Origin of the sequence: Pseudomonas costantinii (assembly GCF_001870435.1) — a bacterium.
GTDB classification, from domain to species: domain Bacteria; phylum Pseudomonadota; class Gammaproteobacteria; order Pseudomonadales; family Pseudomonadaceae; genus Aquipseudomonas; species Aquipseudomonas costantinii.
The window spans coordinates 14,958-29,649 of record NZ_MDDR01000036.1 but is presented as its reverse complement, the minus strand read 5'-3'; the positions used below and the strand labels follow the sequence as shown (position 1 = coordinate 29,649).

General features: G+C 60.2%; 15 protein-coding genes. 7 read left to right on the top strand and 8 right to left on the bottom strand.

Annotation, left to right across the window (positions count from 1 at the left end):
* Positions 1–21: 21 nt before the first annotated feature.
* On the bottom strand, positions 22–1,014 hold the full coding sequence (locus tag BFL40_RS20340) for an AraC family transcriptional regulator (protein WP_071485619.1): 993 nt from the start codon (positions 1,012–1,014) through the stop codon (positions 22–24).
* Positions 1,015–1,338: 324 nt separating this feature from the next.
* Between BFL40_RS20340 and antA the strand changes: the two genes are divergently transcribed.
* From antA to BFL40_RS20320, 4 genes are all read left to right on the top strand, one after another.
* Positions 1,339–2,730 (top strand): anthranilate 1,2-dioxygenase large subunit, encoded by a 1,392-nt coding sequence (gene antA / locus BFL40_RS20335; protein WP_071485618.1) that lies wholly within the window; start codon positions 1,339–1,341, stop codon positions 2,728–2,730.
* Entirely contained in the window at positions 2,730–3,221 is a 492-nt protein-coding gene (antB, locus tag BFL40_RS20330) for an anthranilate 1,2-dioxygenase small subunit (protein WP_071485617.1), read from the top strand. Before antA ends, antB begins: the two co-directional genes overlap by 1 nt.
* Positions 3,222–3,296: 75 nt before the next feature.
* Complete coding sequence (gene antC / locus BFL40_RS20325; RefSeq protein WP_071485616.1) at positions 3,297–4,304, top strand: anthranilate 1,2-dioxygenase electron transfer component AntC; 1,008 nt, start codon at positions 3,297–3,299, stop codon at positions 4,302–4,304.
* A gap of 72 nt (positions 4,305–4,376) precedes the next feature.
* Positions 4,377–5,765 carry an amino acid permease gene (locus BFL40_RS20320; protein WP_071485615.1) on the top strand — a complete coding sequence of 463 codons (1,389 nt, stop codon included), beginning with the start codon at positions 4,377–4,379 and terminating at the stop codon, positions 5,763–5,765.
* A gap of 81 nt (positions 5,766–5,846) precedes the next feature.
* Here the strand turns inward: BFL40_RS20320 and kynA are convergent, their stop codons facing one another.
* Both kynA and kynB read right to left on the bottom strand, forming a co-directional pair.
* A complete protein-coding gene (gene kynA, locus BFL40_RS20315; protein WP_071485614.1) occupies positions 5,847–6,704 on the bottom strand; it encodes a tryptophan 2,3-dioxygenase in 858 nt (285 codons plus the stop codon).
* Positions 6,701–7,351 (bottom strand): arylformamidase, encoded by a 651-nt coding sequence (gene kynB / locus BFL40_RS20310; protein ID WP_071485613.1) that lies wholly within the window; start codon positions 7,349–7,351, stop codon positions 6,701–6,703. Before kynB ends, kynA begins: the two co-directional genes overlap by 4 nt.
* 294 nt (positions 7,352–7,645) lie before the next feature.
* Between kynB and BFL40_RS20305 the strand changes: the two genes are divergently transcribed.
* Complete coding sequence (locus tag BFL40_RS20305; RefSeq protein ID WP_010206533.1) at positions 7,646–7,990, top strand: cupin domain-containing protein; 345 nt, start codon at positions 7,646–7,648, stop codon at positions 7,988–7,990.
* Between the two features lie 48 nt (positions 7,991–8,038).
* On the opposite strand, the gene mmsB is transcribed toward BFL40_RS20305, so the two are convergent.
* Both mmsB and BFL40_RS20295 read right to left on the bottom strand, forming a co-directional pair.
* Entirely contained in the window at positions 8,039–8,926 is an 888-nt protein-coding gene (mmsB, locus tag BFL40_RS20300) for a 3-hydroxyisobutyrate dehydrogenase (protein ID WP_071485612.1), read from the bottom strand.
* A 15-nt stretch (positions 8,927–8,941) separates the two neighbouring features.
* Complete coding sequence (locus BFL40_RS20295; RefSeq protein WP_071485611.1) at positions 8,942–10,459, bottom strand: CoA-acylating methylmalonate-semialdehyde dehydrogenase; 1,518 nt, start codon at positions 10,457–10,459, stop codon at positions 8,942–8,944.
* Positions 10,460–10,589: 130 nt separating this feature from the next.
* Between BFL40_RS20295 and BFL40_RS20290 the strand changes: the two genes are divergently transcribed.
* On the top strand, positions 10,590–11,537 hold the full coding sequence (locus BFL40_RS20290) for a LysR family transcriptional regulator (RefSeq protein ID WP_071485610.1): 948 nt from the start codon (positions 10,590–10,592) through the stop codon (positions 11,535–11,537).
* 314 nt (positions 11,538–11,851) lie between these two features.
* Positions 11,852–12,142 carry a DUF3077 domain-containing protein gene (locus BFL40_RS20285; protein ID WP_071485609.1) on the top strand — a complete coding sequence of 97 codons (291 nt, stop codon included), beginning with the start codon at positions 11,852–11,854 and terminating at the stop codon, positions 12,140–12,142.
* Positions 12,143–12,345: 203 nt separating this feature from the next.
* On the opposite strand, the gene yfiB is transcribed toward BFL40_RS20285, so the two are convergent.
* The 3 genes from yfiB to yfiR are packed head-to-tail and all read right to left on the bottom strand — an operon-like array spanning position 12,346 to position 14,676.
* Positions 12,346–12,837 (bottom strand): outer membrane lipoprotein YfiB, encoded by a 492-nt coding sequence (yfiB, locus tag BFL40_RS20280; RefSeq protein ID WP_071485608.1) that lies wholly within the window; start codon positions 12,835–12,837, stop codon positions 12,346–12,348.
* A 4-nt stretch (positions 12,838–12,841) separates the two neighbouring features.
* Positions 12,842–14,104: a diguanylate cyclase DgcN/YfiN gene (gene dgcN / locus BFL40_RS20275; RefSeq protein ID WP_071485607.1), complete on the bottom strand. Its 1,263-nt coding sequence runs from the start codon at positions 14,102–14,104 to the stop codon at positions 12,842–12,844.
* On the bottom strand, positions 14,101–14,676 hold the full coding sequence (gene yfiR, locus BFL40_RS20270) for a regulatory sequestration protein YfiR (protein ID WP_071485606.1): 576 nt from the start codon (positions 14,674–14,676) through the stop codon (positions 14,101–14,103). The genes dgcN and yfiR overlap by 4 nt, the downstream gene beginning before the upstream one ends.
* Positions 14,677–14,692 lie beyond the last annotated feature (16 nt).

Here is a 14,692-nt window from a genome sequence, read left to right as displayed (position 1 = left end):
ACATTTTGATCTTCATTGTTTTCAGATACTGCGCAGGCGCTTGCGTTGCAGGGTTTGGCTGGGGGACTCATCGAACAGCTTTCGATACTCCGCAGAGAACCGCCCCAAATGAGTAAAACCCCAGCCCAAGGCGATTTCGGAGATTGTGCGGATTGAGCCGTGTTCGAGGATTTCCTGACGCACGGCACCCAGCCGGTACTTCTTCAAATAAGCCATGGGCGACAGGGCAAAGTATTTGCGGAAGGCATCGAACAGCTTGAACCGCGATACGCCGGCAGCCGCTTCCAAGTCCTCCAGGTGCAGGGCCTCGCGGGCATTGTCGTGGATGTATTGGCGCGCGCGGATCAAGTAATGCGGCAGTTTCACGCCGAGTACGTCGCGTAATTCTTCTGAATAGTTATTCGGCTGCGCCAGGATCAAACCCTTGATCAGCGAGCTTTCCAGATCGCGGGTAAACGCCGCCTGCTCGTATAACTCGCTGCTGCGTTCCAGCTCCGCAATGAAATACCGCGCCATGCGCCACCACGACGCAGGAGCACCGTCCACCGCGTCCATCACCGACTCAAAACGCAGTGGCGCTTCAATAGGCCGTTGCAGCAAACCTTCCAATGATTCGCTCATCGCCGCCCGGGTAATCACCACCTGCAACTTGCGGCAGTCACCGGAAATCGCCAGCACCTGGTGCTCGTTGGGCGAAATGATCACGCCCTGATCACGGTTGGAACTCAGGCGTTCACCGTTCTTGCTCAGCTCCTGCTCGCCCACCAGCGGCAGGCTCAGGCTGTAGCTGCTGAAGTGTTCGGCGTCTTCGATGTCGATGGTCACGTCGGTGCCGTACTCGATCACGCCCAGGGTGGTGGCGCGGGACTTGAACACATTGGCGCTGTGGTGAAAACGCAGGCGCTCGGGCGTCGACGTCGCCAGGCGGTGCGGCCCGCAGATGCCGGACATCCAACTACAGGCGCCTTCCAGGTCGAAGCGTTGAATATGGATATCGCGTGTTTGGCTACTCATCAGGGTGCACCCACGGCGGTTAGGCTTTTGCGCGCTCTGACGGCGCGTCGTTATTGTTCGACAGCAAGTTCTACGCCACGCCTGGGCTTTTTCCACTGGCTGGATAGCAACGGTCGACTATGTGGATAAGTCGCGGGCTTTGGCGAGCTTGCCTTGCAAGACAGTAGCGCATCACGTCACCGCTGCGCACCTCGGTGGGTATTTGCTGCCCAATTTTGCGGCGCAACTTTCCGGCCCACCTTCCCCCATTAAGTGGATAGCCCGCGCCCTGCCCCGCTGCCTCTAATGAGCCACCGATTAGCCCTCATCAAAAAGGTGCCTCCCATGAGTGGTGCAAGAAGCGTCGAACAGTGGAAAACGTTTATCGAAGGCTGTCTGGATTTTCGTCCGGTGGATGAGGTGTTCCGCATCGCCCGCGACATGTTCACCGAGCCGGAACTGTTCGATCTTGAGATGGAGTTGATCTTCGAAAAGAACTGGATCTACGCCTGCCACGAGAGCGAACTGGCGAACAACCACGATTTCGTGACGATGCGCGCCGGGCGCCAGCCGATGATCATCACCCGCGATGGCGAGGGTAAACTCAACGCGCTGATCAACGCCTGCCAGCATCGCGGCACCACGCTGACCCGCGTCGGCAAAGGCAACCAGTCAACGTTCACCTGCCCGTTCCACGCCTGGTGCTACAAGAGCGATGGCCGGCTGGTGAAGGTCAAGGCGCCGGGGGAATACCCGGAGGGTTTTGACAAGGCCACCCGTGGCCTGAAAAAGGCGCGCATCGAGAGCTACAAGGGCTTTGTGTTTATCAGCCTGGACGTGAATGGCACAGACAGCCTGGAAGACTTCCTCGGCGATGCCAAAGTGTTCTTCGACATGATGGTCGCGCAGTCCGCCACCGGTGAGTTGGAAGTACTGCCAGGCAAGTCCGCCTACACCTACGACGGCAACTGGAAACTGCAAAACGAAAACGGCCTGGACGGTTATCACGTCAGCACCGTGCACTACAACTACGTGGCCACGGTGCAGCATCGCCAGCAGGTGAATACCGAAAGTGGCGCAGCCGTAGGCAGCACCCTGGACTACAGCAAGCTCGGCGCCGGCGACGCAAACACCGATGATGGCTGGTTCGCCTTCAACAACGGCCACAGCGTGTTGTTCAGCGACATGCCCAACCCGACCGTGCGCTCCGGCTACGCCACCATCATGCCGCGCCTGGTGGAAGAACACGGCCAACAAAAGGCCGAATGGATGATGCACCGCCTGCGCAACCTGAACATCTACCCGAGCCTGTTCTTTCTTGACCAGATCAGCTCGCAGTTGCGGATCATCCGCCCGATTGCGTGGAACAAGACCGAGATCATCAGCCAGTGCCTGGGGGTGAAGAACGAGTCCGATGCCGACCGTGAAAACCGTATTCGCCAGTTTGAAGATTTTTTCAACGTATCAGGCATGGGCACGCCGGATGACCTGGTGGAGTTCCGCGAAGCCCAGCGTGGTTTCCAGGGCCGCCTTGAGCGCTGGAGCGATATCTCGCGCGGCAGCCATCGCTGGGAAACCGGCCCCACGCCGAACAGCGAAGCCATCGGCATCCAACCGGCGATGACCGGCACCGAATTCACCCATGAAGGCCTCTACGTGAACCAGCACCGTAACTGGCAGCAATTCCTGCTCAACGGCCTCGACCGGCAAGCGCTCAAGCTGCGGGAGGTGGAATGATGAATGCCCAGTTGCAGTACCAGATTGAGCAGTTTTTCTACCGCAAATCCGAGCTGTGCGATGCCCAGGACTGGGACGCCTATGTACAGCTGTTCGACCCGCAGAGTGAGTTCCACCTGCCGCAATGGGACTCGGAACACGTCTACACCCGCGACCCCAAGCGTGAGATGTCGCTGATTTATTACGCCAACCGCTCGGGCCTGGAAGATCGCGTATTTCGCCTGCGCACTGGCAAGGCCGCTTCCGCCACGCCGATGCCGCGCACGGTGCACCTGATCAATAACGTACGCGTTGCCGAGCAGTCGGACGGCACGCTGGAAGTGCGGTTGAACTGGCACACGCTGTTCTATCGCCTGGCGACCTCGGAGCAGTTTTACGGGCATGCCACCTACGGCCTCAAGCCCAATGGCGACAGCTGGTTGATCACCCGTAAACACGCGTTGCTGCTCAACGACACCATCAACTCGGTGCTGGATTTCTATCACCTGTGAACACCGCCCCTCCTTCGTAGCCGCTGTCGGGCCTTGGCGAGGCGGCGTCTACGGGGGTGTTTAGAGAGCAAGCCTATGAATCACAAAGTGGCCTTCAGTTTTGCCGACGGCAAGACTCTTTTTTTCCCGATCGGTGCCAATGAACTCCTGTTGGACGCCGCGTTGCGCAATGGCATCAAAATCCCTCTGGATTGCCGCGAAGGCGTGTGCGGCACGTGCCAGGGCCGCTGTGAATCCGGCGATTACAGCCAGGACTATGTGGACGAGGAAGCCCTCTCCAGTCTCGACCTGCAACACCGCAAAATGCTCAGTTGCCAGACCCGGGTGAAGTCCGACGCAGCGTTCTACTTCGACTTTGATTCGAGCCTGTGCAATGCAGCGGGGCCGGTGCAGGTGCGTGGCACGGTGAGCGAGGTTCAGTTGGTGTCGGCCAGCACGGCGATCCTGCAAGTGCAGTTGAATCAGCCGCTGGATTTTCTGCCCGGCCAATACGCCCGTCTGTCGGTTCCCGGCACAGACAGCTGGCGCTCTTATTCCTTTGCCAATCGGCCAGGCAATCAATTGCAGTTTCTGGTGCGCCTGTTGCCCGATGGCGTGATGAGCAACTACCTGCGCGAGCGCTGTCAGGTCGGTGATGAAGTGCTGATGGAGGCGCCTTTGGGTGCCTTCTATCTGCGGCATGTCACCCAACCGCTGGTACTGGTGGCCGGCGGCACCGGGTTGTCGGCGTTGCTGGGCATGCTCGATGAGCTGGCCGCCAACGGCTGTGATCAACCGGTACACCTGTATTACGGCGTGCGCGGGGCTGAAGATTTATGCGAGGCCGAGCGCATCAACGCTTATGCCGCAAAAATTCCCGGTTTCCGCTACACCGAGGTGCTGAGTGACCCGTCGCCGGAATGGCCCGGCAAACGCGGTTACCTCACCGAGCATTTCGACCTGGCCGAATTGCGGGATAGATCGGCGGATATGTACGTGTGCGGCCCCCCTCCAATGGTCGAATCCATCCAACAATGGCTGGCGGATCAGGCACTTGATGGCGTTCAGCTGTATTACGAAAAGTTCACGCAGAGTAATATCTGACTCCTCAGCACTTCTGAGGGGCGGGTGCGGCGTGCAATCACCCTCAAGAAAAACAAGTAGAAGGGAATGTTAATGGCGGATGACATGGTTAACCCGGTGGGCCTCAAGCGTGGCCTGAAGAACCGGCATATTCAGTTGATCGCCTTGGGAGGGGCGATTGGCACGGGGTTGTTCCTCGGCTCGGCCGGGGTACTCAAGTCGGCAGGGCCGTCGATGATCCTGGGCTACGCAATTGCCGGCTTTATCGCGTTCCTGATCATGCGCCAGCTCGGCGAGATGATCGTCGAGGAGCCGGTGGCCGGCTCCTTCAGCCACTTCGCCCACAAGTACTGGGGCGGTTACGCAGGCTTCCTGGCGGGCTGGAACTACTGGGTACTCTACGTACTGGTGGGCATGGCCGAATTGACGGCGGTGGGCAAATACATCCAGTTCTGGTGGCCGGAGATCCCGACCTGGGTCAGCGCGCTGGTGTTCTTTGTCGCAGTGAACCTGATCAACACCTTGAACGTGAAGTTCTTCGGTGAAACCGAGTTCTGGTTCGCGATCATCAAAGTGGTGGCGATTGTCGGCATGATCGTGCTCGGCTGCTACCTGCTGTTCAGCGGTACCGGCGGCCCGCAAGCGACCGTCAGCAACCTGTGGAGCCACGGCGGTTTCTTCCCGAATGGCGGCATGGGGCTGTTGATGTCCATGGCGTTTATCATGTTCTCGTTTGGTGGCCTGGAGCTGGTGGGCATCACCGCCGCCGAGGCCAGCGAGCCGCGCAAAGTGATCCCGAAAGCGATCAACCAGGTGGTGTACCGGATCCTGATTTTCTACGTCGGCGCCCTGACCGTACTGCTGTCGCTGTACCCATGGGACCAACTGCTGCAAACCCTCGGCGCGTCGGGCGATGCCTACAGCGGCAGCCCGTTTGTGCAGATCTTCTCGCTGATCGGTAACGACACCGCCGCGCACATCCTCAACTTCGTGGTACTGACCGCAGCACTGTCGGTGTACAACAGCGGCGTGTACTGCAACAGCCGCATGCTGTTCGGCCTGGCCGAGCAAGGCGACGCGCCAAAAGCGCTGATGAAGTTGAACAAACAAGGCGTGCCGATTCGGGCCCTGGCGATTTCGGCGCTGGTGACGATGCTGTGCGTGGTGGTCAACTACGTCGCGCCGCACAGTGCGCTGGAGTTGCTGTTCGCGCTGGTGGTTGCCTCGCTGATGATCAACTGGGCGCTGATCAGCCTTACCCATATCAAGTTCCGCAAGGCCATGGGCGAACAAGGCGTTACGCCGTCGTTCAAGACCTTCTGGTTCCCGTTCAGCAACTACCTGTGCCTGGCGTTCATGCTGATGATCGTCAGCGTGATGCTGGCGATCCCGGGCATTCGCGAGTCGGTGTATGCGATGCCGGTGTGGGTAGGGGTTATCTACATTGCTTACCGGTTGCGGATCAGAAATACGAAAGTGTAATGATCGGACGCAGAGCGTCCCAAGCGGCATTCCCACGCAGAGCGTGGGAACGATCAGCCCCGGTTGTCCGGGGCTTTTTGTTTACAGCGTGGAACGCACTCGCCACAGCTCGGGGAACAGCACGGTGTCGAGCATCTTGCGCAGGTAACCCACACCTTCAGTGCCGCCGGTGCCAGGCTGGAAGCCGATGATCCGCTCCACCGTGGTGACATGGCGGAAGCGCCATTGGCGGAAAGAGTCTTCCAGGTCGATAAACTTCTCAGCCAACTGGTACAGGTCCCAATAACGGCTCGGGTCGCGATAAACCTCACGCCAGGCCGCCTCCACAGACTCATCGTGAACAGTAGCCGCCGTCGGGTCGCGCTCGGCGCGTTTGGGGTCAATCGCCAGGCCCGCCTTGGCCATCAAGTTGATCGCCTCGTCATACAGCGACGGCGTGGCAATCGCCACTTGCAGCTCCTGCAACAACGCCGGGCGATGGGCGTGAGGCCGCAACAGTGCCGGGCTTTTATTGCCGAGGATGAATTCGATTTCGCGGTACTGGAACGACTGGAACCCAGACGACTGCCCCAGGAACGGGCGGATCGCCTTGTACTCCGACGGCGTCATCGTCGCCAGCACCGCCCAAGCGTGCACCAGTTGATCGAATATCCGCGACACCCGCGCCAGCATCTTGAACGCTGGCGGCAACTCGCCCAGGCGCACGTGTTCGCGGGCGGCCTTGAGTTCGTGGAGCATCAGTTTCATCCACAACTCAGACGTCTGGTGCTGGATGATAAAGAGCATTTCGTTGTGGTCCGGCGACAGCGGGTGCTGGGCGCTGAGCACTTTGCCCAGGTCCAGGTAGTCGCCGTAGCTCATGGACTCGGAAAAATTCAGTTCGGCGTTATGCCATTCTTCCGGGGGTTGGTAATCAGCAGAGAAGGGACATTGGCTCATCGCGTGGGCTCCTTGAGCGGGCGGAGAATGGCGCGGACCGGGCTGGCATCCAGGTTGGCAAAACGCAGCGGCAGCGCGATCAGTTCATAGTCGCCCTCCGGTACGTCATCGAGCACGATGCCTTCGAGAATGGCCATGCCATGGCGGGCCACGGTGTTGTGGGAGTCCATGGTCTTGGACTGTTGCGGGTCCAGGGATGGAGTGTCGATGCCAATCAAGCGCACACCCAGGCTGGCAAGCAGCTCAATGGTTTGCGGGGCGATGGCGGTGAAATTCGAATCCCATTCAGTCAGCGGCGCTTGTGGATAAGTGCGCAGCAACACACGCTCCGGCAAGTTATCCACACGGCCCTCCAACTGATGCGGCTGTACCAACGCTCCGCTGCCCAGGCAATGCAACACCCGGCACGGGCCCATGTACACATCCAACGACACTTCGCCAATCGGCGCGCCGTCCGCGCTGTAATGCAGCGGCGCATCCACATGGGCGCCGGTGTGTGGCGACAACGTAATGCGCCCCACATTCACCGGGCACTCCGGGCCGAACTGCCACACGCGCTCCTCCTGGAACGGCGTATCGCCCGGCCAGGTCGGGGTCGCCGTGCTCAAGGGCGGGCTGATATCCCACCACGTTTTTATTGGGTTCATTTCAAGGCTCTCACTCGTTCTAAAGTGAATGATACGAGGGCCAGCTGCGAATTTTCTTGCGAATTCCTGCGTCAAGCGGGAAATCTTTCGCACTTACTGCGAGGAATTTTCTGATTGACGCACAAATCTATCGCTCAGCTGCAATCGCTCAAGCCCGGCTCCCACCGGGTTCTGTGTTGCTCAATGAATCACTGTCCCCCTGCGCTTCTGAGCATCCCGATGTCGAGTTCAGACCACTGACACAGCGCCCAAGGCCTTAGGGTGCATCTTTCCATTCCCCGCCTCGGAGTCATCATGTCCAAGCCCATCACCGTACTGCGCGACACCCACCCCCTGCCGGTCCTGGATGCCTGCAAATGGGAAAAGCTCGAAGGCGACCCGCACACCGTCAACCTCAACGCCTACACCAGCGAAGACGGCAGCAAGATCATGGGCACTTGGATCTGCACACCGGGCAAGTGGTACGTGGACTACGTGAAGTGGGAATACTGCCATTTCCAGGAAGGCTACTGCATCATCACCCCAGAAGGCCTGGAGCCGATTCATTTGCGGGCTGGGGATATCTTTGTGGTGGAACCGGGGATGAAGGGGACGTGGGAAGTGGTCGAGACTGTGCGTAAGTATTTTGTGTTTGCTTGAACCGCAAAAACCCGGGAACCCGCCAAAGGCAGGCTCCCGGAAAATCCCCTATTGGGGCTTGCGATAGCTGTTGATGATCGCCGAGAAGTCCTTGCCCCCTTCCCCACGCTGGCTCATCGATTGATACAACTGCTGGGCCACGGCACCGAGGATCACCGGCTGTTTCGCCTGACGCGCAGCCTCGGTGGCCAAGCCCAAGTCCTTGAGCATCAAATCAGCGCCGAACCCACCGGTGTAACCCCGGGACGACGGCGCGGTTTCGATCACGCCCGGCCATGGGTTGTAAGTGTCGGAACTCCAGCAGCGCCCGGTGGAGCTGTTGATGATCCCGGCCAGCACTTGGGTGTCGATGCCCAGTGCATCGCCCAGGGCCATGGCCTCGCTGACGCCGACCATGCTGATGCCCAATAGCAGGTTGTTGCAGATCTTGGCGATTTGGCCGGTGCCGACGTCGCCGCAATGCACGATGTTGCGGCCCATCTGCGCCAGTACCGGTTGCAGGGTGGCGAACAGTTCCGGGGTGGCGCCGACCATGAAGGTCAGCGTGCCTGCACTGGCACCGCCGGTACCGCCGGAGACCGGGGCATCGGCCACGGTCACGCCAATCTTGGCCGCCGCAGCCGCTACATCGCGGATGGTTTGCGGGTCGATGGTGCTGCAATCCACCGCCGGAACGCCTTTGCCGATACTGGCTAAAACGCCGTCTTCACCGAGCCATACACTGCGCACATGGGCAGCAGCCGGCAGCATGGTAATCACCAGCTCAGCGCCATTGGCCGCATCACGCGGTGAATCACTGATGGTGCCGCCCAGCTCGGCCAGTTCCTTGAGGACGGTCTGGTTCAGGTCGAACAGGTTCAGCGCGTGGCCAGCCTTGATCAGGTTGCGGGCCATGGGTGCGCCCATGTTGCCCAAGCCGATAAATGCAATCTTCATGGTCGTCTCCCGGACTCAGCGCAGGTTGATGGTGGTGTTGACGCCATCGTTGACCGTGTCGTCATCGAACCAGCGGCTCGTCACGGTTTTGGTCTGGGTATAGAACTGCACCACTTGCTTGCCGTATGGGCCCAGGTCGCCGAGTTTGGAGCCACGGGAACCGGTGAAGCTGAAGAATGGGACCGGCACCGGGATCGGGATGTTGATGCCGACCTGACCCACGTCGATTTCGCTCTGGAATTTGCGCGCCGCCGCACCGCTCTGGGTGAACAGGCCAGTGCCGTTGCCGAACGGGTTGGCGTTGACCAGTGCGATGGCCTGGTCGAGGGTGTCGACCTCCAGCACCACCAGCACCGGGCCGAAGATTTCCTGGGTGTAGATCTGCATATCAGTGGTGACGCCCGAGAACAGGGTCGGGCCGACAAAGTTACCTTGCTCGAAGCCCGGCACCTTGATGTCGCGGCCGTCCAGTTCCAGCTTGGCGCCTTCTTTTACGCCGCTTTCGATCAGTTCCAGGATGCGCGCCTTGGCACGCTTGGAAATCACCGGACCAACGTCCGTGCCCGCTTCGCTGCCGGCGTTAACCTTGAGTTTTTGCGCCAGCGCCTTGAGATCAGGCAGCCATTGCTTGGATGCGCCCACCAACACCACCACCGAAGTGGCCATGCAACGCTGACCCGCCGCGCCGAAACCGGCACCGACCAGGGCGTTGAGGGTGTGTTCGCGGTTGGCATCCGGCAGCACCACGGCGTGGTTCTTGGCGCCCATCATCGACTGCACGCGTTTGCCGTGTTTACCGGCAAGGTCGTATACATGGGTGCCGACAGCAGTCGAACCGACGAAGGACACAGCCTTGATGTCTTTATGGGTGCACAGCGCATCCACCACGTCTTTGCCGCCGTGCACCACGTTGAGCACACCTGGCGGTACACCGGCTTCCAGCGCCAGCTCCACCAACAGCACGGTCGACAGTGGGTCCTGCTCGGACGGTTTGAGCACGAAGGTGTTACCGCAAGCGATCGCCATCGGGAACATCCACAGCGGAATCATCGCCGGGAAGTTGAACGGCGTGATGCCGGCGCACACGCCGATAGGCTGGCGCAGGGTGTAAGTGTCGACGCCCCCGGCGACGTTTTCAGCGAATTCGCCCATCTGCAACGTGCCGATGGAGCACGCGTGTTCCACCACTTCCAGGCCACGGAAAATATCGCCTTCGGCATCGGCAATCGTCTTACCCTGCTCAGCGCTGAGGACGACGGCGATGCGCTTGGAATGTTCGCGGATCAAGGCTTGCAGCTTGAGCATAATGCGCATGCGCGCGCCGATCGGCGTCAGCTTCCAGGTCTGGAAGGCGCGGTGGGCGGCGTCGATGGCGGCGTTGACTTCATCGGCAGTCGCGAACGGGACCTTGGCCAGCACTTGCTGGGTGGCCGGGTTGACGATGTCTTGCCAGTGGGTGGTCTTTGACTCGACCCATTCACCGTTGATCAGCAACTTGACCTGTTGCACGGAAATATCGGCAGATGCGTTCATGTGGTCTCCAAATCTTATATTTATGCAGAGACAAGGCGCGGAAGCCGCCTTGGGAATGAGGCGTTCGGACTGTTTTTGGAGTATAGATGTGCAAACTTCTAATAAGAACGCACATAAAAGCCGGTCCAATATGCAAAAAAACATCACCTCCTTGGGCTCCCTGAACTGGGATGACCTGAAGTTTTTCCTCGAAGTGGCCCGCACCCGCAAGGCCAGCGTCGCCGCCAAGCGCCTGGCGGTGGACTACACCACCGTGTCGCGGCGCATCAGTTCGCTGGAAGTGTCGCTCGGTACATTGCTGTTCGAAAAATCCCGGACCAACGGCTTCGTCCTCACCCCCGAGGGCCAGCGTTTGCTGGGCTACGCCGAGTCGATCGAAAGCACCCTGCACATGGCCTGCGAACAGGTTTCCGGCTCCGGCGTGGCGCTGTCCGGCCACGTGCGCATGGGCTGCACCGAAGGCTTCGGAAGCTTTTTCGTCACGCCGCAACTGAGCCATTTCGTCGACACGTATCCGGCAATCTCGGTCGACATCCTGCCCCTGCCCCACTTCATCAGCCTGTCCAAGCGCGAAGCCGACATCGTCATCGCCCTGGAACGCCCGGAACATGGGCCGTATGTGTGCTGCAAATTGTGCGACTACAAACTGCAGCTGTACGCGACCCAGGAATACCTCGACCAACACCCACCCATCCAACGCCCGGCGGATTTGGCCGAGCATCCGTTTATCAGCTATGTGGACGATCTGGCGTTCAGTTCAGAGCTGTTGTACCTGGCGAATGTAGTGCCCGGCGCCAGCGCCAGCTTACGCAGTACCAGCGTGATTGCGCAGTACGTGGCGGCGCAGCAGGGCCGGTCGATGGCAATATTGCCGTGCTTTCTGGCGGCGCAGGATCCGCGGTTGTTGCCGGTGTTGGGGGAGCAGATTTCGATCACTCGCCAATTTTGGATGTATTGCCGGGAGGATCTGAGGAAGTTGAAGCGCATTACGCTGTTGTGGGATTACATCCGCGAGGTGACGGAGCAGAACCAGGGGTTGTTGATGGGGGAAACGCGGGAGATGCGGTTCGCGGATTAAAGGGCCATCAACGACGATTCTCTTTAAATTGCAGGACGATTCCTAGAGAATCCCTGCCCTATTGCGCCTTAGGGTTCGAGTCACTAGCCTCCGTACTTCGCTGACATCAGCGAACGGGTTTAGCGACCCGAACCCGGACACAGCCACCAACGGCAGGAGCTTCGTGCTCGTCGTTCTCGTGTTATGGCGGCTGTGCGTGGGAGACCTTCGGGTCTGCCGGGTCCTGGGTCCGGTTCGCTAACCTGCGTACAGCTGCCACCCTTTTATGTTTAGCGACATGAATGGGTGGTTCCTAAAACTCCCAGGTATAGATCATGACTAAAATCGTCCCCGATCCACCGCTTCCCTCCATCACCACCCTCGGCGTCGTCACCTTCGGCGACTACGGCGAAAACCAAAAACCACTGTTCCGCGTCAATGCCGGCATGCCGATTGACGAAGCCCTGGAACACGCCTCCACCCTGCTTTTTTACTCCAAGAAACTCGCGATGGAAGCCGCCATGGATGTGCGCGGCGAGCAATACGCGTGGGCCGCGCATTATCTGTGTGAGATGGGCAAAGCCGTGGTGGATGACTTAACACAGGCAATAACACCGGCGGACTAAACACCAGATCGTTCCCACGCTCTGCGTGGGAATGCATCCAGTGACGCTCCGCGTCACGACTTAACAGCGGACGCAGAGCGTCCAAGGCGGCATTCCCACGCAGAGCGTGGGAACGATCTCGCTAGATCCGTGGCTGAACGACCGCTATCGCAGGCAAGCCACACACCCTGGCGTGCATTTCACGTTGAAATTGGCGGGGTTGCTCAGTCCGCAATCACCACAATCGACACCCGCCGATTCTCGGTGCGCCCCGCCACCGTGGTGTTCGGCGCCACCGGCTCACTGCTGCCCAGGCCTCGCAGTTGGACGTTCTCCTCCTTCATACCCACGCTGGTCAACACCTTGCCCACGCTTTTGGCGCGGCGCAGGGACAGCTGTTGGTTGTAGGTTTCTTTGCCGGAGGCGTCGGTGTGGCCGTCGACGCGCACGCGTTCGATGCCCGCGCCGAGCAGGGCCTTGCCGATGCGTTCGACGATGTCGGTGCTGGGTTTGTTGAGGGTTTCGATGTCACTGCCAAACAGCACTTTGCCGGACAGCCCGAACGCCCAGCCTTCGTCGGTGAGTTCGAAGCCCTGCTGCTTAAGGACGACAATTTGCGCCGGGGTCAGGCCTTTGGGTGGGGCCGTCTGGCAGCCGCCGAGGGCGAGCAGTGCCACCAGCATAGTGATAAACATAAAACGCGCGGTCGAGAACAAGGGATCAACTCCTGTGGTGAACGTTGGCGGCGGTGGGCGCTGATTCCGCCGTTTGCTGGCCGCCCTGGGACAACCGTTTAGCCTGATACATCGCGGCATCGGCGGCATTGAGCAAGGTGCCGGGGGTGGCACCATGATCCGGATAAATGGCGATGCCGATACTGAGGGAGGTCAACACCTGGGTATTGCCGGGCAGTGGGATCGGCAGGTCCATGCTGGCAATGATCTTGGCAGCAATACGCTGAGCGTCTTCCACTTTGTGCAGGGGCGCCAACAGGATCGCAAATTCATCACCGCCCAGGCGCGCCACCAGGTCATCTTCACGCAACTGCGCACGCACGCGGTCGGCGACGGCGACCAGCACGGCATCACCCGCGGCATGGCCGAAGTTGTCGTTGATGTCTTTGAAGCGGTCGCTGTCGAGAAACAGCACCGCCACCCGGTCATCGACTTTGGCGGCGCTGCGCAATGCGCGGATCAGCCGGCCTTCGAAAAATGCGCGGTTGGGCAGGCCAGTCAAGCTGTCGTGGCTGGCCTGATGGGCGAGGGTTTCATTTTCATTTTGCAGGTGGTTCTGCCAGGCCTCCATCTCACCGAGCAGGGCATTGAAGTCGCTGCCAAGGCTGTCGAGTTCGGCGATCTGCGCGGGCGGCACGCGGCGGTCAAAATCGCGCTCGCTACGGGCCGCGTGGGCCACGGCGGCGAGGCTTTGCAGCGGCCCGGTGATGCCATTCAATAGGCGCCGCGCCAGGTGCAAGGCCACCCAGGCGCTGAGGGCGGTACATATGAGGATGCCGGCCAGGCCGCTGAGCAAGAAGCGCAACAGGCTGGCGCCATGGCCGACCACATGAATGCTGCCAATGGCTTTCCCTTGATGCAGGATCGGCTGGCTGATGGGCTGTTCGAGCAGGGTATGCGCCAGCACCAGTTCAACCCGTGACAGCATCCCGGTTTCCGGCCGCACCCATTGCGCCAGCAGCTTGCCGTTGGCATCGAAGACTTCGGCCTGAGCCACCTCCTCGGTAGAAGCAATCAGGCTCAGCGCTTCGGTGGCCGCGGCGCTGTCGTCGAACACCACCGCCGCTTCCACGGTGTAGTTGATGGAACGTGCGATCAGGTGCAGGTTGTGTTCGGCATACACCCGCAGCGCCAGTACCCCGAGCAGGGTCAGGGACACACTGGTCAGGGTCACCGCCACCAACGTCAGGATCATATGCCCACGGCCAATGACCGAACGCAGGGTCGGCCGTGCTTTATCAGCGTTCATGACGCCGGTGCTCGACGACGGGACAACTGCAACACGCTGGGATGAATGCGCACGCCACTGCGGGAGACGGAGTCCAGGTTGACCTCGAACGACACCTGTTCATCGCCCACACGCAGGCAGAACAGGCTGCCCACGGTGCATTGGTCCCCCCCTTCGCTGATGCTGAGCACCGGATGACCGATCAGCGATGCGAATAGGCGGCTGCGCTCATCGGCGGAGAGTTTTCCGATGTACACCGCGTCGCAGGCACTGACGATATCGGGATGATCGGCCAGCAGGCGCTGCACCACCACCGGACGACCAGTCGCTTGGGTGGTGCCTTTGATCAGGTCGTCGGTGTATTGGGTGGGGCCGACGATGCACAACCGAAGTTGCGCAGGCTCCACGGGCCAGCGCGCGTAACTGAGGATACCAAGTACCACTTGGGTGACCGACTGGGCACGGTGATCGGCCATACCGGCCGAGCCCGGCGCCTGGGCAAATGCACGGGGCGCGAGCGCACACAGAACCGCCACCAGTAACATGCGTCTCCAGCTCAAACTACGCTCTGTGGGCGAGACAGCCACGTTCATGCAGCGATTCTCTCAA